Annotated in this window: 13 protein-coding genes; 4 read left to right on the forward strand and 9 right to left on the reverse strand. The window is 42.9% G+C overall.

All coding sequences use genetic code 11. The features are described 5' to 3' along the window. Positions 1 to 90 precede the first annotated feature (90 nt). Positions 91 to 927, reverse strand: a complete 837-nt coding sequence (locus AC3WJJ_RS06630) for a hypothetical protein (protein WP_492539044.1) — start codon at positions 925 to 927, stop codon at positions 91 to 93. A gap of 104 nt (positions 928 to 1,031) precedes the next feature. After that, the gene (locus AC3WJJ_RS06635; RefSeq protein ID WP_492539046.1) at positions 1,032 to 3,017 is read right to left on the reverse strand and encodes a sensor domain-containing diguanylate cyclase; all 1,986 of its coding nucleotides are present in this window, start codon (positions 3,015 to 3,017) and stop codon (positions 1,032 to 1,034) included. 518 nt (positions 3,018 to 3,535) lie between these two features. On the opposite strand from AC3WJJ_RS06635, the gene rpsD reads away from it, so the two are divergent. Then, entirely contained in the window at positions 3,536 to 4,135 is a 600-nt protein-coding gene (gene rpsD / locus AC3WJJ_RS06640) for a 30S ribosomal protein S4 (RefSeq protein ID WP_422660465.1), read from the forward strand. Between the two features lie 428 nt (positions 4,136 to 4,563). Next, positions 4,564 to 7,626 carry a transglycosylase domain-containing protein gene (locus AC3WJJ_RS06645; protein WP_492539048.1) on the forward strand — a complete coding sequence of 1,021 codons (3,063 nt, stop codon included), beginning with the start codon at positions 4,564 to 4,566 and terminating at the stop codon, positions 7,624 to 7,626. A 149-nt stretch (positions 7,627 to 7,775) separates the two neighbouring features. On the opposite strand, the gene acsA is transcribed toward AC3WJJ_RS06645, so the two are convergent. Then, on the reverse strand, positions 7,776 to 9,500 hold the full coding sequence (acsA, locus tag AC3WJJ_RS06650; RefSeq protein ID WP_492539050.1) for an acetate--CoA ligase: 1,725 nt from the start codon (positions 9,498 to 9,500) through the stop codon (positions 7,776 to 7,778). Between the two features lie 286 nt (positions 9,501 to 9,786). On the opposite strand from acsA, the gene AC3WJJ_RS06655 reads away from it, so the two are divergent. Then, complete coding sequence (locus AC3WJJ_RS06655) at positions 9,787 to 10,419, forward strand: GNAT family N-acetyltransferase (protein WP_492539052.1); 633 nt, start codon at positions 9,787 to 9,789, stop codon at positions 10,417 to 10,419. A 139-nt stretch (positions 10,420 to 10,558) separates the two neighbouring features. On the opposite strand, the gene AC3WJJ_RS06660 is transcribed toward AC3WJJ_RS06655, so the two are convergent. The 4 genes from AC3WJJ_RS06660 to AC3WJJ_RS06675 form a co-directional block, all read right to left on the reverse strand. Next, positions 10,559 to 11,260: a 5'-methylthioadenosine/adenosylhomocysteine nucleosidase gene (locus tag AC3WJJ_RS06660; protein ID WP_492539054.1), complete on the reverse strand. Its 702-nt coding sequence runs from the start codon at positions 11,258 to 11,260 to the stop codon at positions 10,559 to 10,561. A gap of 155 nt (positions 11,261 to 11,415) precedes the next feature. Continuing rightward, positions 11,416 to 12,426: a catabolite control protein A gene (gene ccpA, locus AC3WJJ_RS06665; protein ID WP_492539056.1), complete on the reverse strand. Its 1,011-nt coding sequence runs from the start codon at positions 12,424 to 12,426 to the stop codon at positions 11,416 to 11,418. 106 nt (positions 12,427 to 12,532) lie between these two features. After that, complete coding sequence (ytxJ, locus tag AC3WJJ_RS06670; protein ID WP_492539058.1) at positions 12,533 to 12,880, reverse strand: bacillithiol system redox-active protein YtxJ; 348 nt, start codon at positions 12,878 to 12,880, stop codon at positions 12,533 to 12,535. Positions 12,881 to 12,973: 93 nt separating this feature from the next. Then, positions 12,974 to 13,447, reverse strand: a complete 474-nt coding sequence (locus tag AC3WJJ_RS06675) for a hypothetical protein (RefSeq protein WP_492539060.1) — start codon at positions 13,445 to 13,447, stop codon at positions 12,974 to 12,976. A 250-nt stretch (positions 13,448 to 13,697) separates the two neighbouring features. On the opposite strand from AC3WJJ_RS06675, the gene AC3WJJ_RS06680 reads away from it, so the two are divergent. Continuing rightward, positions 13,698 to 14,222, forward strand: a complete 525-nt coding sequence (locus AC3WJJ_RS06680) for a type 1 glutamine amidotransferase domain-containing protein (protein ID WP_492539062.1) — start codon at positions 13,698 to 13,700, stop codon at positions 14,220 to 14,222. A gap of 173 nt (positions 14,223 to 14,395) precedes the next feature. On the opposite strand, the gene ptsP is transcribed toward AC3WJJ_RS06680, so the two are convergent. Next, the gene (gene ptsP, locus AC3WJJ_RS06685) at positions 14,396 to 16,159 is read right to left on the reverse strand and encodes a phosphoenolpyruvate--protein phosphotransferase (RefSeq protein ID WP_492539064.1); all 1,764 of its coding nucleotides are present in this window, start codon (positions 16,157 to 16,159) and stop codon (positions 14,396 to 14,398) included. Next, positions 16,156 to 18,039: a glucose PTS transporter subunit IIA gene (locus AC3WJJ_RS06690; protein ID WP_492539066.1), complete on the reverse strand. Its 1,884-nt coding sequence runs from the start codon at positions 18,037 to 18,039 to the stop codon at positions 16,156 to 16,158. The genes ptsP and AC3WJJ_RS06690 overlap by 4 nt, the downstream gene beginning before the upstream one ends. Positions 18,040 to 18,049: the final 10 nt, after the last annotated feature.

Here is an 18,049-nt window from a genome sequence, read left to right on the forward strand (position 1 = left end):
CACTGCACAACCTCAATTGAACAGCGGTAAATTCGTATTCCTATATTGTATCACGGTAAGAGGGATAGCGTCAGCCGCTCCCTCTGAATTTTATTGATAGTCCATAAAAAGAATGTCAGACACCAACGTTTCATCTCTTTTCTGTCCCTTGGAGCCGGCTGTGGAAATGGTTCGTTCTGAAGACAACCTGCTCGGTAGGTATGTTTTCTTATCAATCGTTAGATGGAAGACTGTGTTTACATTTGACTTATCAAGCAACTGATTCATTGTTTGATTTTCTCTCTCCCATACTGTTAAGAGTCGAGATTTCACCTTAGGGTCGTCAGTATATAGAGCATCCCCTTTCTGTTCCATTCGACTGCGAATAGCTTGCATTTGATATGTCAGCATGTTCTTTGTCATTTCCTTAGAAGCACTTGGAGATAGCTCAATCCGAAGTATTTTCGTCCCTCTAGCAGCTCCTACCTCATCTGTAATTTTCTTATCAGACTCACCCATCAACTTCAGCTGTTCCAACGGGTTCATCCGGGCCATCCAGTCTGCATTAGAATGACCATTAGCAAGAGAATGCCACTTCTTACCATCATACTGAAGTTTCCCTTGTAGACCCTCGGAATCCGCGTTCTCCGATAAATCACTAGCAACTTTAGTTGATGAGGGAGGTGACTTTGAAGTCGTTATAGTAAGCAATTTATGGTCCTGTAACTGCCCTTCAAAGGCTACAGCTTGATTATGCAGTTCACCATTCCCACTTTTGATCACAACATTACCTTTAAAAGCAAGATTATCCATACCGGAAAGCCCGGCCACCGCTCGTGTAAAGGATTCTTCTGCAGATAGTTTATTCATACCACAAGCTGTTATGAACATGCATATAGCTATTACAGCAAGCCATAGTAGTTTAATTCGACATTGATTTTTTCTCATGATTGCAATCAGCCTTTCATTTATTCATTCCTCTTAGACTAACCGCCTCCCCCCCATTTATGCAGAAAAAAACCCACCGACTACGAATAGCCGCTGGGTTCCTTTCATTCACATACTTCTGTACGTTCAATAACTATTCGATTACGACCACTATTCTTCGCATCATATAATGCCATATCAGCCCTGTAAAATAGAGATTCCACACTTACCCTGTCATGCATCCAGTTCCACTCTGAGATCCCACAAGATACAGTGACTCTTGGCTCAGTCTCTTCTGCAACTCTTATTCGTATTCGTTCTGCAACTTGGAGCGCCTGTTCAATGCCGAGACCCGGCAAGTAGACAGCAAGCTCTTCTCCGCCCCATCTGGCTGCAATATCGCTTTGTCGAATGGATGTCTTCACAATCCCACTGACCTGCTTCAATATTTTATCGCCCCGCTGATGCCCAAAGGTATCATTCACCTGTTTAAACTGGTCAATATCTACAACAATGAGCGATCCACAGAAATCACGGCTCTGACACTCATGAATAGCTTCATCAAGGTAATGACGTGCATATAGTTCAGTCAGCATGTCACGGTTCGCCATCCATCGTACTTCTGCATGTAATGAGGCGTTGCCAACGGCAAGCCCAATATGACTCGTTAAGGCTTGCAATAGACGATAATTATCATATGAAAAATAATGTCTTTTTCGATGGGTTAACAAAATAACACCTCGAACTTCGCCATTAACGATCAAAGGTGTAGCAATCATCGAATTCGATCCCGTCGATTCCATTAATTTCGAATCCGCAGGACGCTCCACTGAATAATCAGCCATAAACAGCGGCTCTTTGGAATGAAATACATGTCCACCTAGACCATAGTTCTTCTCAAACACTTCTTTCTCAAGATTTGGAACATTACAGGACACGACTTCAAGTCCCCCAAGCTCCTCGTTGTAACTTAAAATGCAGCAGTACTCTGCCGTTAAAATTTTTAAAAGTTCATCATTAGCAAATTGATATATGTCTGAAAGCTGTAAGCTTTTGTTTAACTGCTGTGTCAATTCGTTGATCATACGTAATTCATGAATCATCAGATTCGACTGCTCGTACAATTTAGCATTCTCGAATGCGGTACCAGCCGCATCCGCCATCATCCCTAGCAATTCAAGATCCATATCCGACAGTTGTGCTTGCTCAACTTGAAGATGGAGAACACCATAAACACCTTGCTTCCCACCCACAGGGACTCCAATTTCAACCATATTATCCGGCTGGTGAGTATCATCACATACCGTGAGCGATCCCTCCATGAAGGTACGAACATACACTTCCTCCTGCCAATGATGAAGCAGTAACGGCTTTACTAGCGGATGATTACTCTGATGGTCCTGTGACATGAAAAGATGCACGTTAGCATAAGGATATAGACCGTGGACACTGTCTAACACTTCTGTAAGTACTCCATCTACATTGATCTGAGCATGCATACGCTTCACATAATGAAACAGATTGGAACGTCTACTGGCCTCTCTCTGAGCTTGTTCATGAATTTTTGCCATATCCTCTACAAAAATACGTTCGAATCGCCGATAAAAACAAGAGCGAAGCATAACAGCTGCAGATTCAGTCATAAACTGAATTTGATCAGAGTCGATATGCGGAGGCGCGGCACTAATTAGCACAGCGAATACATCATGATGATTCCTTGAAACAATAGGTGTAGCACATATCGTTCTAACACCAGAAACCTCTTCACTTAAACCGATAGTAACCGCCTGTAGTTCCAATGTTCGCCTAAGTGTAGCATCATCCTTAATCCACAAATACTTCTGCAGTTTGGGATCGCCTGTCACCCATTCACCTTTTGGACCTACGATAGCCCAATCAGATTGCAATATCATTTGAAGTCCAGAGCTATCCCTCTTCCATTCTTGAAAGCTTTCTTCTAGTAATTGTTGAAGATAAGGAAAATCCGAAGGTGTTATATCCATAGATTGATGCCACGCATAAGATTCCGAGTTAAGAATCCGATCGACATTCATTATCTTGGATGTAGAACCAGGAGAGCTTCCAGAAACTTTACGTTGTTCTTCTGACATAAAGGGCGCTCCTTTGCACCATTATAAAGACCTTGGTCATAAGCTAAAAAACATCCCGCTAATATGTACGAATATACATGTACCCGTTGCTTCTCCCCTATTCCACTTTCACTTTCAAGCGTTATCGCGTTAAATTGTGTATACTTAATCAAATAGAATAATTACTATTAAATATATCTTACTCTTTTCCTACCCATTTTGCATTAAGAATTCGACGTTTTGTTCATATTTTTTAGGTCCTTGGGCCTATCGACAAATTTAGACAAAGTTATCCGTATATAAACTTTATCTTCAACTTGACTTTATATCAGCTTTTCATATAATATTTATTGTTGATAAGAATGCATTGCATTCATTTGAATTTGGGCGGAATCGTTGTGTCACCCTCACGATATTTGTTGCTGACAGGACAGCGGCTGAACTTTCCCGTCAGATCTGCCGGATACCGGACAGAATGAAACAAATACGGCGCAAATAGAGCCCTAAATGAAACTTAATTACAAAGGAGTCTATATTACATGGCACGTTACACCGGTCCTAAATTTAAATTAAGTCGTCGTTTGGGTATTTCCCTAAGCGGCACTGGTAAAGAATTGAAACGCCCTTTCCCTCCAGGACAACATGGTCCTAACCAACGTAGAAAAATGAGCAACTACGGTTTGCAGCTTCAAGAAAAGCAAAAGCTTCGTCATATGTATGGCTTGGGTGAGAAGCAATTCCGCACCCTGTTTGATAAAGCACAGCACATGAAAGGTATTGCCGGTGAGAACTTTATGGTATTGCTCGAAAGCCGTCTGGACAACCTTGTTTACCGTCTTGGCTTCAGCAACTCCCGTGCAGGTGCTCGTCAATTGGTAGCACACGGTCACGTAACTGTTAACGGCAAAAAAGTGGACATCGCTTCTTATGCTGTTAGCATTGGCGACGTAATCGGTCTTCGTGAAAGAAGCCGTAGCCTTTCTGCAATTAAAGATGCTTTGGCTAATCGCGTACATCTTCCTGCTTACCTTGAGTTCGATGAAACTGCAATGGAAGGTAAGTACATCCGTCTTCCAGAGCGTTCCGAATTGTCTCAAGATATCGATGAGAAGCAAATCGTCGAATTCTACAACCGTTAAGATTGAGTTCTTAACAGCCGGGGGCTTATGCCTCCGGTTTTTTTATACCTGTCTACTTAAAGACGAATGAACCTCTTAGTTCCGTTTCTTAAATGTGAGACCGAACTTTCAGGTTTGTCCGTCTTATTTTTATCACATCAAAAGATCATTCATGATATTTAAATAATGATCAATACATTCTCTTACGCCCTTCTAAATCGAATGCAAGAAAATCCTTTCCTATGCGAACAATAGGAAGAATTATCGCGCTCTCAAACATTCATGCTCATCTTATTAAGTTTTTTGTACGCCAACTTTAGGAGGAATGCCTCTCTTCTGTCTCCTACAAAATAAAACTTCCGTAAAATGGGAACGACAGGATGCGATATGATGATTCAAATGCGTCGATTTATGCTATAATAGGTGCGTTAAAAGGAGGAGTAACATACATGGTTGAGGAGAAAAAAAAGGAGCCAGATAAACAACGACCTCCTAAGAGATCCATCGGACGCAGAATAGGATCGGTTATAGGCTGGCTCTTTGTTATTGGTTTGATGGGTACGTTATTCGTTGGAGGAGCCGTCTTTGGTTATGTAACCTCTATTGTTAAAGATGAACCCATAAGATCAAGGGCTCTCATCGAACAAAAGATGAATGACAACGCCGTCACTGGTTTCGCCTACTTTGGTGATGGATCCCCCATCGGTCAACTTCGGACGGAAGAGGATCGAAGACCGGTGAGTTATGATGACATTCCGAAACTCGTCATTGATGCGGTTGTATCCATAGAAGATAACCGGTTTTATACACATAATGGAGTCGACTTTATGGGCACTGCACGCGCTGTTAAACAACGCCTCTTGAATGAACCTGTTCAGACAGGTGGCAGCACACTTACGCAGCAGCTCGCTCGACAAGCTTTTTTAAGCCGCGACAAGACAAGTGACCGGAAAGTTAAAGAGATTTTGCTTTCATTACGCTTGGAGCGATTTTTAAGTAAGGAACAGATTATCACAGCTTATCTGAATAAAGTTCCATTTGGTAACGGTTCAAACGGCTACAATGTGTTCGGAATCAAAGCAGCAGCTAAGGGTATTTTTAATATCAGCGATCTGAATAAATTGAATATTGCTCAGGCAGCTTACCTTGCAGGTCTTCCACAACTCCCTTCTGCCTATTCGGCGTTTAACGGGATCGGAGAATTTGATGAGAAGTCTTTCAAGCGTGCTCTAAAGCGTCAAAATCTCGTGCTTGACCGTATGTTAGAAGAGGGTAAGATCACCCCTGAAGAGCATAAAACGGCCAAAGCGTTTGACATTAAGAAATCATTGGCTCCACGCACGCAGAAAGCTTATGTAACTTATCCATATCTGATGATGGAAGTTGAACGTCAAGCTTCGAAAATTTTAATGAAGCTTAACCATCCAGACGTTGATGGTGAACAAACGAAAGAAAACGGCGATCTGATGAAGGAAGCACGCTCACAACTTAGTACCGGTGGATATCGAATCTACACAACCATCGATCGTACCATTTATGGATCTATGCGAAAGATCGCAGAAGACAACAGTAACTTCTACCCTGATAGCCAAACAAAAGGGAAAGAACAGACGGCTGCAATGATGATTGATAATAAAACCGGTGCAATCCTCGGAATGATTGAAGGCAGAGACTTCAAGACAGAGGAAATGAACTATGCTACACAGATGGTTCGCCAACCGGGGTCGGCTATGAAACCTATTGCAGCTTATTTACCCGCCCTTGAGGAAGGTAAGGTTCAACCAGGCAGTATCGTAGATGACTCACCTATTATTTTGAAAGATTATTCAAAAGGGTATCATATTCCACGAAATGTCTATAGAGGATACAAGGGTCTCATGACTGCTCGTGAAGCCTTGAATAACTCAACGAATACAGTCGCACTGAAGTTGTTTAATAATGCCATCGGTATCGATAAGGCATGGGACTTCTCTAAGAAACTCGGAATAACTACCCTAGTCGAGGCCGATAACGCAGCATCAACTGGTGTCTTGGGTGGACTCAAATACGGTGTATCTGTAGAAGAATTAACAAATGCCTACAGCTCGATTGGCAACCATGGTAAATTCACAGATGCTTATATGATTGAAAAAATTGTAGATTCCAATGGTAAGATTGTTTACCAGCACAAGGTAGATCCGGTGCAGGTGTATTCCGATCAAACTGCCTACTTGATGACGGATATGATGCGTACGGTTATCACGAATGGTTCTGGTGACACAGTTCGCAACAACTACAAGCATTTCAATACCATTCCAGTTGTCGGAAAAACGGGATCAAGCCAAAACTACGGTGATAGCTGGTTTATGGGTTATTCTCCTGACATTACCTTGGGTGTATGGATCGGTTATAAACAATCCGTTAATGTCTTGGTAGATGATCAGAAGAAACATGCTCAGCGCATATGGTCCAAAGTCATGAATGAGGCTATCGATCTTAAGCCTGACTTGTTCCCAACAAAAGAATTCAAAAAACCTGAGGGAATTATCTCCAAAACAGTCTCAGCATATAGTGGAAAACTCCCTTCAGAGCTGACTGACAAATTTGTAACAGATCTCTTTAATGTCAAGTATGTGCCTACAGAGAGAGATGACAGTCTGGTTAAAGCCAAGTACATTACTTACAATGGCGCTAATTATATACCTAGAGATGGAACACCTTCAGATTTCCTTAAAGAGCAAATGGTCATCAAGCGTGAAAAGCCTATTGATGAACTGATTAAGGAACTAGAGGCTGCCTTCGCGGTTATGCGTGGAGAACGCCAGCCGCTAGAGTATTACATCCCTAGAGACGCTAATAAAGGCATGCCAACGAAAGTCGATCCGAGAGTTGACGATGGAAGGGCTCCAACCCCTCCTAAGAACGTGAACTACTCCAATGGAGTTATCACCTTCTCTCCAAGCGGTTCGCCTGATGTAGTCGGCTATAGGCTCTATCGTTCTTTGAACAACGGCCCTTATATGCAAACAGGTCAGATTGTTATGGCAGATGCTACTAAACAGTTTACTGGGCTTGGAAATGCAAGCTATTATATTGTAGCCGTAGACGTAGCTGGTAAAGCATCTGAGCCGAGTGCTATCGCCGGTTACCAACAGATTGTTAATCCAATAGTGCCAGAGATAGATACTACCCCTGATGAGGTATTACCTGATGATGGAGCTCAAGAGACGCCTGAGACTGATTCTAACAGTCCCTCTACTCCGCCACAGCAACCTGGACAGCCAAATATTCAAGCTACACCAGACGGCTTTAAAGCCTCTTGGAGCAGCAATCCAGCTGATGATCAAGTAAGTTTATATATCATTCATTACAGCCCTAACAATGATGGGATTTACCAACAACTCGGAACGTCGCAGTCTAATGAGTTTTACTATAAGAGCAGCGCTCCGATCAGTGGAACATTCCGGATTACAGCTGTAAATACAATTGGTCAGTCCTCACCTTCAGCTACCGTGTTTTTTGAGAAGAATTAAAGCTGTTAAACAAATAGGGACGCCAGAGTGCACTTTCATGTACTCTGGCGTCCCTTCTTCTTGATATACGTTATACGGGAATAATCACAATTCATAATTTATGCATTATACAAATAAAGAGCAGCCAGGAGGCTGCTCTTTACATTCTATTAATCTTCAATTGTAGATAAATCACCTGTTGGTAGATCCAGTTCCCAAGCCTTCAAGACGCGACGCATAATTTTACCAGAACGTGTCTTCGGCAGTTTATCCTTAAATTCAATTTCCCTAGGAGCTGCGTGTGCTGACAATCCTTCCTTCACAAAACGATAAATATCATCCTTTAGCTCCTGAGTAGGCTCATAGCCTTCGCGCAGGGAGATAAATGCTTTAATAATCTCCCCTCTTGTTACGTCAGGCTTACCAATAACTCCTGCCTCAGCAACAGCTGGATGCTCTACAAGCTTACTCTCCACTTCGAATGGCCCGATTCTCTCCCCAGAAGAGTTGATAACATCATCGACACGACCTTGGAACCAGAAGTATCCTTCTTCATCCATATAAGCAGAGTCTCCTGATACATACCAACCTGGAATTCTGAAATATTCCTCATATTTACTTTGATTATTCCAGATTTGTCTCATCATAGATGGCCATCCTGATTGAATCGCTAGGTTACCCATCGTGTAAGGAGCAACCTCTCGCCCCTTATCATCCAGGATAGCTGCTTTGATTCCTGGCAATGGTTTACCCATAGACCCAGGCTTGATCGCCATGCTTGGATAGTTACAGATCAATTGTCCACCCGTCTCCGTCATCCACCATGTATCATGAATGCGCTGCTTATAAGCTTTATGTCCCCAACGTACCACTTCAGGATTAAGAGGTTCTCCTACTGAGAGTACGTGACGCAGGTTACTCAAATCATACTGGGAGATAAGATCTTTGTCTGCCCCCATCAGCATACGGAATGCTGTTGGAGCACTGTACCAAATCGTTACTTTATATTTCTCAAGCGTTCCGTACCAATCCTGAGGACTGAAACGTCCGCCGCGAATTACGTTTGTTGCACCATTAAGCCAAGGAGCAAAGGCTCCATAAGATGTTCCAGTAACCCATCCCGGGTCCGCTGTACACCAATAAATATCATCTTCTCGCAGATCGAGAACGACTTTACCTGTATAGTAATGCTGAAGCATTGCATTCTGTACGTGGTAGACACCTTTAGGTTTACCTGTTGATCCAGAAGTGTAATGCATAATCAAACCGTCTTCACGATCTAACCATTCGATCTCAAGATCCGATGAGGCATTCTCCATCTCTTTGTAATAATCGATGAGACCTTCATTCTCTGGTGTATTCTCACCCACTACAAAAATATGCTTTAATTCCGGAAGCTCATCACGTTTCACACGTGGTAATAGTGCAGGAGTCGTAACTAGCGCCACTGCTCCACTATCCTCCAACCGATCCTTAACCGCTGTTTCCATGAAAGCTTCAAACAAAGGACCTACTACGGCACCAACCTTCAAAATACCGAACAAACTAACATATAGCTCAGGACTACGAGGCATAAAAATAAAGACCCGCTCTCCCTTGCCAATTCCGTAACTGCGGAGAATACTGCCGAACTTGTCCGACTTCTCTTTCAACTGAGCAAAAGTGATAGCTTCATCACGAGTTGCATCACTATACAACAGCGCAGTCTTATCTCCTCTTCCTTCGGCCACATGCCGATCAATTGCTTCGTATGCCATGTTGACTTTGCCTGTATCGTACCAAGTGAAGTGGCGTTCAACTTCTTCCCACGAAAATTGAGAAGCTGCTTGCTCGTAATTGCTCATATTGGAAATGGTAACTTCACTCGGCAGCACTTCAGTGTGCGTTTGATTCATAATTGCATCCTCCTCATTCTTAAATCGTTCTCCTACTTGTGTGGACAGCGCTTACAAATGATATGAATGGTACATTAGAATTCACAAACGGCAGGTCATCATGGAGCTCAAATCATCAGGAAATAGACCTAAGGAATTTCGAGAGTCAAACTCGAAAGTCAATGTAATAATTGTGAAGGTTTTATGTCGAAAAGATTATATCATAGGATATGATTTCCTGTCATTGCTTTTCATTTTTTTATTTTTTTGCTATAAGTAGGGTATGTACTTGAAAGGAGCGTACCGGATGGAACACTACAAGCTATACAAGTCTCACCTCTTGTTTCCTGAAGACCGCCGCCTAATCATAGAAGGCCCTGTAACGCCCGAGCAGCTCTCTAAGCTGACTATGCACCCTGACCTCAATGCCTTTCGCCGTCCTGCAGAGCAGCATGAAGCGCTAATTGAAATTGCTGGCTTACCTGAAGGAAGAATTATTCTTACCCGCGATGGGGATATGATTGTAGGGTATGTAACCTTTCATTATCCTGATGAACAAGAAAGATGGTCTCAGGGGAAAATGGAAGATTTGGTTGAGCTTGGAGCTATTGAAGTCGCTAATGATTACCGTTCACTCGGTCTAGGCCAGAAGATGATACAGACCGCTTTTGAAGATGAACAAATGGAGCAATATATCGTTTTTACGACGGAATACTATTGGCATTGGGACCTCAAGGGAAGTGGTTTGAATGTATGGGATTACCGCAAAATGATGGAACGATTGATGAAAGTCGTAGAAATGGAATGGTATGCAACAGATGATCCTGAGATTTGCTCCCATCCCGCTAATTGTCTCATGGTCAAGATCGGAAAGCAGGTACCCTTATCTTCGCAGGAGCAGTTTGACCGGATCAGATTCCAACAGCGATTTATGTATTAAAATAGATTATTGTCATGAAAAAGGCGCTGCTCTATTCAAAGAGACAACGCCTTTTTGCATACTTATGAAATAGATATCAAAACCTATGAACAGATATCAGTCTCTATGAGACTAGTATTTTAGATATGTTAATCTAATTTTACAAATGTTTTAGCATATGAGTGACAATGGAATGCGAGCGCTGGGATGCTTTAACCGTAAACTCTTGAAAATTCACATGTGCAGATCCATCTGCTTTATCCGACATGGATCGAATGACAACATACGGCACTTCGTTCATATAGCATACTTGAGCTACTGCGGATCCTTCCATTTCAGCACATGCACCGTTCAATTGCTCGTAGAGCATTTGTACAGTTTCTCTACTCGCGATGAATTGATCCCCTGACAGAACCTTTCCTACAAGGTATCCATCTGCTGAGAGATCTTTACAAGCCTGCTCAGCAAGTTTGATCAGAGTACCATCTGCAGGGAAGTCAGATACACTTTGGTACGGAATAACACCACGCTCAAAGCCGAGTGGAGTCACATCCATATCATGCTGCATACACGATGAAGAAATAACGATATCACCGATGTTTAATCTAGGGTCCAGAGCACCTGCAACCCCTGTAAACAGAATCTGTGAAACACCGAAATAATCAATAAGTACTTGTGTTGTAATTGCAGCATTAACCTTGCCAACACCAGACTTGCATACCACTATTTCTTTACCTTCAAGTGTACCTTTTACATAATTCACTCCAGATTTTGTGACTTTCTCACTACTCTCCATCTGAGCCAATAGTAGTTCAACCTCTTCATCCATCGCACCAATTAACCCTATTACCGAAGTTGTCATGATCCTTGTGCCCCTCCATTCTTTCGTCTACTCGTACTTACGCCTCTTAAATAACAGGACATAAGTAATATAAGAGTTCTGTTTATACACACTAGAAAGAAGCTCCAAGAAGGAGCTTCTTTCAAAATCTCTATCAATGTATAGGTACCTACTACCTACTCATTTACATGACTGACAGAAAGGCGAAGAATTGTCTCATGCGGCAAAATAACACGAGAATTATCTACATTCTCTTTCTTCATTAATTTCGTAAGTAAACGCATTGCTACAGCGCCTAAGTCATACATCGGTTGAGCGACTGTCGTCAACTGTGGACGAACCATAGAAGCCATACGAATATTATCGACACTAATGATCGAGAAATCATCTGGAACTTTATAGCCTTCGTCCTGAATGCTATGAATAGCTCCAATAGCCATTTCATCCGTTGCCGCAAATATAGCGGTTGGTTTCTTCTTCAATCCTAAGAAGTACTTCATCGCTTCTACCCCGGACTCATAACGGTAGTTACCGATCCGCACAAGGTCTTCCTGATATTCAATACCAGCTGCCTCAAGCGCCTTCTTATATCCTTGAAAACGTGCATATCCATTAGCAGGATCTTGCAGCGTTCCGCTGATCATCGCAATCTCACGATGTCCATGTCGAATCAAGGTACTCACAGCATCAAAAGCCGCTTGCTCGTGATCGATATCGACGGAAGGATATGACCCCTTCTCATCTCGAGTCGCGCACAAAACAATCGGTACTGCTGAGGTTTGGAATGCTTGGATATGCTCGTCCGTAACAGTTCCACCCATGAACAGCAGGCCATCAACTTGCTTCTCAAGTAAGGTGTTGATGACACGAATTTCTTTTTCCTTCCGCTTGTCGGCGTTACACAAAATAATATTATAATGGTACATGTTGGCGATATCTTCAATACCCCGGGCGATTTCAGCAAAAATAGAGTTCGAAATGTCTGGGATAACAACGCCGACGGTTGTTGTCTTCTTGCTCGCCAATCCTCTGGCTACTGCATTCGGACGATATCCCAATCTCTCTATTGCTTCATATACTTTCTTCCGGGTCTGAGGCTTAACGTTGGGGTTATTGTTGACAACCCGCGACACCGTTGCCATCGAAACGCCTGCTTCACGTGCCACATCGTAAATGGTTACCGTCAAATTCCTTCTCTCCATTGCCAATAAATTTTCATTCATTCATACATACGTACAACAGCCAATTAAATTTATGATACGACAAATTACTGCTTTGTGCAATGACACAGCTCTACAGCTTGTCCAAATTGCCTCTCAGCGCTTCAGTCGTAATATGGGAATGGGATGTATGCCAGACTGGCGCTCCTTGTCTAACAAGAATAACTTGAGGCGATTCATGCTTAATGTTTAAAGACTCGGCAGCTTCATTCGAAATCGCACGGTCAGCTATCACATCAATCATAGCGTACTTAACCTCTTCATTAGGCTGATCCTTTAGGTACGCAGTCACTTGCTCATAAGCTCTCGCACTGATCGGACATCTAGTGCTGTGCTTAAACAGAAGAAGTGCCTTCTGATTAGATGCTTCTAACGCATCAAGCAATTGTTCGTTTGTAGTCATTTTCGTCATAGTCGCCATAGGATATACATTCCCTTCATTATATTGAAGTTCCTATACTATATCCTAACAAAATGTTCGTGAAAAATCCAACTAACTCGACAAAATCCATCATTAACTCGCACAGAAATCCAAATACTCATTTTGCAATTGTACAAATGCAGTCATCTTCTTCAGCCGAGTAGTTATCTCTGCCATCCACTCCGTATCACACTCTAATTGGGCGACACGATAAAGATCCAGCAACTGGTTGATCCGATCATCAAACGCAACCTTGCAACGATGTTGAAATTCAAGCAATGAATCACTAGAAGATGACAGCACATCTCGTAGCACAGAAGCTGGTTCATAGATGTCGGCAAATGAAACTTGCATACGTCTCTTCACATCGCCAAGCGAGCTTATATAGCAGACTAAATCTGCCTTAAGTAACGGTAAGAGTTCATATATTGAACAATCCTGACAAGCATAAACGGGAACATGGGAGATCCAGACCTTTCGTGCAAACACCAGCCTTCTAAGATCGACACTCATCATCTGTCCACATTTGCAATTCTTGAACAATTGGGCCACCTCAAATCCTATCACATGATGTCTAATAAGTCGGGACTAATCGTCAATTCGATAATACGCTTTGATATGAATAGTACTATTCGACTATCAACTCGAAAATCCTTCAAATTGTAACAATATATTGTTTTCCAATTATGGTTCATCCTGTTGTATGCATAATGAAACTCACTGATGGATTTGATACAATGAATACATTCGGCAGCAAACGTCATACCGACCCATGCTAGTTAAGCCGGAATGTATTTTAGAAAGGAGCTTGGAACCTATGAGACTCACAGGTAAAAAAGTAATAGCTCTCGTTGATGAGGAATTTGAGGATTTAGAGTTATGGTATCCTGTATACCGAGTTCGTGAAGAAGGTGCTGAGGTCCATCTAGCTGGTCACGAAAAAGGCAAAACCTATATTGGCAAGTACGGTGTTCCAGCAACTGCAGAATATTCATTTGATGAATTGAATAGTCAAGATTATGACGGCATTCTAGTACCAGGTGGTTGGGCTCCGGACAAGCTACGTCGTTACGACAAAGTTCTTCAATTGGTTCGTGACATGCACGAGGATAAAAAACCAATCGGACAAATTTGCCATGCAGGATGGGTTTTAATTTCAGCGAAGATTTTAAATGGAGTAACTGTTACTTCAACTCCTGGAATTCGTGATGATATGGAGAATGGCGGTGCGATCTGGAAAGATGAAGCTGTAGTTACTGACGGTCACATCATTTCGGCTAGACGTCCTCCGGATCTACCACCTTACGGTAAGGCATTCTGCGATGCGCTGGCTGGCAAATAATTAACATTTGATCAATCAATTTAGGTAAAAGATTCTTTTCATACAAAAAGCCGTCCCAAAGGAACTGTTATTCCTTAAGACGGCTTTTCAAATGTTATGCACTTTGAACTTTTCGTTACATCCATCACTAAGAGCTTGTCCGTTCAAAAAAACGAACATAAAACTCAAAGCCTTTATAGTGCAGGTGTATCTTGGCTAACACCATCGCTCATAAAGTTGTTTTGCTCAGCAAATCTAGTCAGGCGCTCTTCGATCTCTGAACTTGTGCGAAGTTTAAAGCAGGCTTCAGCCTCCTTCTTCGCTTCCTCAGCGTTCGTATTAAGAATTCGATGTTTCACTTTAAGTAGAGATAAAGGGGACATGCTTAGCTTCTGTACACCAAACTCAAGCCAGAGTGGAATAGCACGCTCATCACCTGCAAGTTCACCACAGACGCTGATAGGTATTCCAGCACGCTTAGCAGCTTCTACTGTCGCCCTAAGCATTCGAATGACAGCTGGATGAAACGGATGATACATATGAGCAATCTGCTCATTCATACGATCCACCGCAAGAACATATTGTACTAAGTCATTCGTGCCAATACTGAAAAAATCACATTCTTCAGCTAACATATCCGCAATAGTTACCGCTGCAGGTATTTCAATCATAATGCCAACCTTAATATCCGGATCGTAAGCGATGCCGCGCCGATCAAGATCCGTCATAGCACGCTTGAGGATTTCGTTCGCCTGACGAACCTCTTCAACGGAAGAAATCATAGGATACATCAATTTTACTTTGCCATATTGACTCGCCCTTAAGATGGCAGTTAACTGTGTTTGAAAAAGCTCCATTCGATCCAGACTAATCCGAATCGCACGATACCCTAGCACTGGATTCTCTTCCTCCGGTAGTGAGAAGTAGTCCAGCTGCTTATCACCACCGATATCGAGCGTCCGAATGACAACAGAGGCATCTCCTGCTTTCTCGGCTACCTGCCGGTAAACCTCAAACTGCTCATTTTCAGTCGGAAAAGTATCTCGATCCATATAGAGGAATTCCGTACGAAACAAGCCCACACCCTGAGCCCCGTTCTTTAAAGCCATTTCCAGCTCTTTCAGAGAATTCATATTCGCAGCAAGATGAAAATGTGAACCATCTTTCGTAACAGCTTCGACAGACGATAGCAGTTGAAGTTGTTCCTTCTTTTTCCGCTGATCATCACGAATCCTTTGGTATCGTTCTAAGATCATTGGACTAGGGTTAACATATAAATGCCCCTCGTCACCATCGATTACAAGGAATTCTCCAGTCTGAATCGGCTGCTCCAGTCGGTTCTCTATTCCAGATACAAGTGGAATTCCAATCGCTCTGGCCATGATAGCAGAATGAGAAGTCTTACCTCCAGACATCGTCACAATGCCTAGAACATGAGATGGATTGAGATGAGCAAGCTGTGATGGAGACAGCTCCTTTGCAACTAGAATATAGGGCTGTGTATCTGACGGAAGTGTCACTTCAGGTGCGCCAAGCAAATGTTTAAGTAGTCGATTACCGACATCTTTAATATCAATGGCCCGCTCCTTCATATATTCATCATCGAGCAGATCAAACATCGATACAAAGTGGTCAATCGCTTCCTTAACAGCCACTTCAGCCGCTTTGTATTGTCGTTCAATGAGCCCTTGAATCTCATTCATGAACACCGGATCCTCCAAAATGGCAAGATGTGCATCAAAAATATGAGATTCCTCGTCCCCCACCATTTCTTTGAATTCATTCTTGATATATTCTATTTCATCTTTGGAGGTTCGTATGCCTTCATAAAGTCGCTCGAACTCTTTGGCTAAATCGACAGCGTCGATTTCAGAATCCGGCAGATCCAGTTCCCAGTGAGGAAGTACAAACGCCTTCCCGAACGCAACGCCCGCTGCTGCGCCAATGCCTTGTATCATGTTTCTCTACCCCCAGCGTTACTCTCATTTAGTACGACTGACATGACCGATGACTGTCCTTTTTTGACCGATTTAAAAGGCGCATAGTTCCAGGACCTCACCTTATCTGGATTCGTGATCACCATCGGTGTAGCCAGTGATGCTGCATGACTCTTCAAATACGCAAGATCAAATCGCACCAGCAGTTGTCCTGGTTCGACTGTGTCCCCTTCGCTGACAACAGCTGTGAATGGTCCTTTCAACTGTGATGTATCAATACCTATGTGTATTAGTACCTCCAAGCCTTCCGGCGTAGAGATCCCAATCGCATGCATCGTAGGATATATGTGCATCACAGTACCGAACACCGGTGAAACCAACTCACCTTTCTCCGGTATAAATGCAACCCCACTACCTACTAGCTTAGCTGCAAATATATCATCTGGAACTTCCTCAATAGGCAGCATTCTTCCTTGAACGGGAGCACTAAACAATACCCTTGGCAGATCACGCTGCATCAGTTTATTGATCTCTTCTCGAATCAGCTCAGAATAAGTTCCGAACACAACTTGTACGTTGCCGCCACCTAGCTTAATAATTCCTGCGGAGCCAAGCAGTTTAAGCGCGTTCGTGTCGATCTGACGATCGTTATAAACAGTTAGTCGAAGGCGCGTCATACAGGATTCAACCTGCACGATGTTATCTTTCCCTCCCAGTGCATCCAGAATCAGTGGAGCCTGATAAGGTATATTACCTGCCCAACCTTCTAGTGCAGAGCCTTCCTCTCGCCCCGGCGTTGGGATTCCGAACCTTCGAATTGCCCAGCGGAACAAAAAATAGTAGATTAACCCGTAGGCGATACCAATAGGAATCAAAATCCAAGCATTCTGAGAAAGGTGATAGTTAATAACAAAATCGATAAACCCTGCAGAATATGAAAAACCATGATGAACATTAAAGATATAAGTTAATACCATTGCGAATCCAGCCATTAATGCATGAAGAACATAGAGATATGGAGATGCAAACAAGAAAGCGAATTCGATCTGCTCTGATACCCCAGTCAAGAAACAAACAAGGGCTGAACGCATGAAGGTCTTCTTCACCTTAGGTTTCAGATCTTCTCGAGCTTCTTGAATAATAGCAAACGCAATTGCCGGAAGTGCGAACATCATGATCGGAAATAACCCAGCCATAAAATCTCCAGCAGTCGGGTCCCCAGCAAAGAAACGCGGTAAATCTCCTTGTACCATTACGCCATCCGAAGTTTCGTACGTTCCAAGCTGAAACCAGTACACATTGTTTAAAATATGGTGTAGCCCAAAGGCCGTTAATACACGATATAAAATTCCGTATAAAAACAGACCAAAACCACCCATATGAACGGTTAATAAATAAAATGCTTCAAACCCTTTCTGTATAAGGGGCGCTACACTGGTCATTCCCCATGCAAATACAGCTGAGAATAAGCCCATAATTAACAGTACAAAACGAGAGCCTCCGAAAAATTGTATCGCCTCCGGAAGCTTAATATGTTTAAAACGATTGTAGACTATACTCGAAACAACTCCGAAAATAATACCGACCAAGGTTGACGGCTGCACGCTACCGTCCCCGGCCACCGCAGTAACCTGATCATAGATGAACATGCCAGCAAGTGCTGCTAGCCCGGCTGGTCCACCTTGGTTAGATAGCCCCCATGCCACCCCGATTGCAAATAAATAGGGCATATAATAGAAAACACCGTGGCCAGCCGCTGAAGCGACCTCACCCAAGGATTCCATTCCCCATGAAGCCCATGGCAAACTCCCGAAACTAAGCAGGAGAGCCGCCGCAGGAAGAGCCATCGTAGGGAGCATGACTGCTCTGCCCAATTGCTGTAAAGATCCCAACCAATTCAAGGCGAGCCCT

The organism is Paenibacillus sp. FW507-14B1B (assembly GCF_058781425.1).

What these genes read in the sequence shown, in the direction of transcription:
- rpsD (WP_422660465.1), top strand. Translation starts at nt 3,536, where the DNA reads ATGGCACGTTACACCGGTCCTAAATTTAAATTAAGTCGTCGTTTGGGT.
- AC3WJJ_RS06660 (WP_492539054.1), bottom strand. Translation starts at nt 11,260, where the DNA reads ATGACAACTTCGGTAATAGGGTTAATTGGTGCGATGGATGAAGAGGTT.
- AC3WJJ_RS06645 (WP_492539048.1), top strand. Translation starts at nt 4,564, where the DNA reads ATGGTTGAGGAGAAAAAAAAGGAGCCAGATAAACAACGACCTCCTAAG.
- ytxJ (WP_492539058.1), bottom strand. Translation starts at nt 12,880, where the DNA reads ATGGCGACTATGACGAAAATGACTACAAACGAACAATTGCTTGATGCG.
- acsA (WP_492539050.1), bottom strand. Translation starts at nt 9,500, where the DNA reads ATGAATCAAACGCACACTGAAGTGCTGCCGAGTGAAGTTACCATTTCC.
- ptsP (WP_492539064.1), bottom strand. Translation starts at nt 16,159, where the DNA reads ATGATACAAGGCATTGGCGCAGCAGCGGGCGTTGCGTTCGGGAAGGCG.
- AC3WJJ_RS06655 (WP_492539052.1), top strand. Translation starts at nt 9,787, where the DNA reads ATGGAACACTACAAGCTATACAAGTCTCACCTCTTGTTTCCTGAAGAC.
- AC3WJJ_RS06635 (WP_492539046.1), bottom strand. Translation starts at nt 3,017, where the DNA reads ATGTCAGAAGAACAACGTAAAGTTTCTGGAAGCTCTCCTGGTTCTACA.
- AC3WJJ_RS06630 (WP_492539044.1), bottom strand. Translation starts at nt 927, where the DNA reads ATGAGAAAAAATCAATGTCGAATTAAACTACTATGGCTTGCTGTAATA.
- AC3WJJ_RS06680 (WP_492539062.1), top strand. Translation starts at nt 13,698, where the DNA reads ATGAGACTCACAGGTAAAAAAGTAATAGCTCTCGTTGATGAGGAATTT.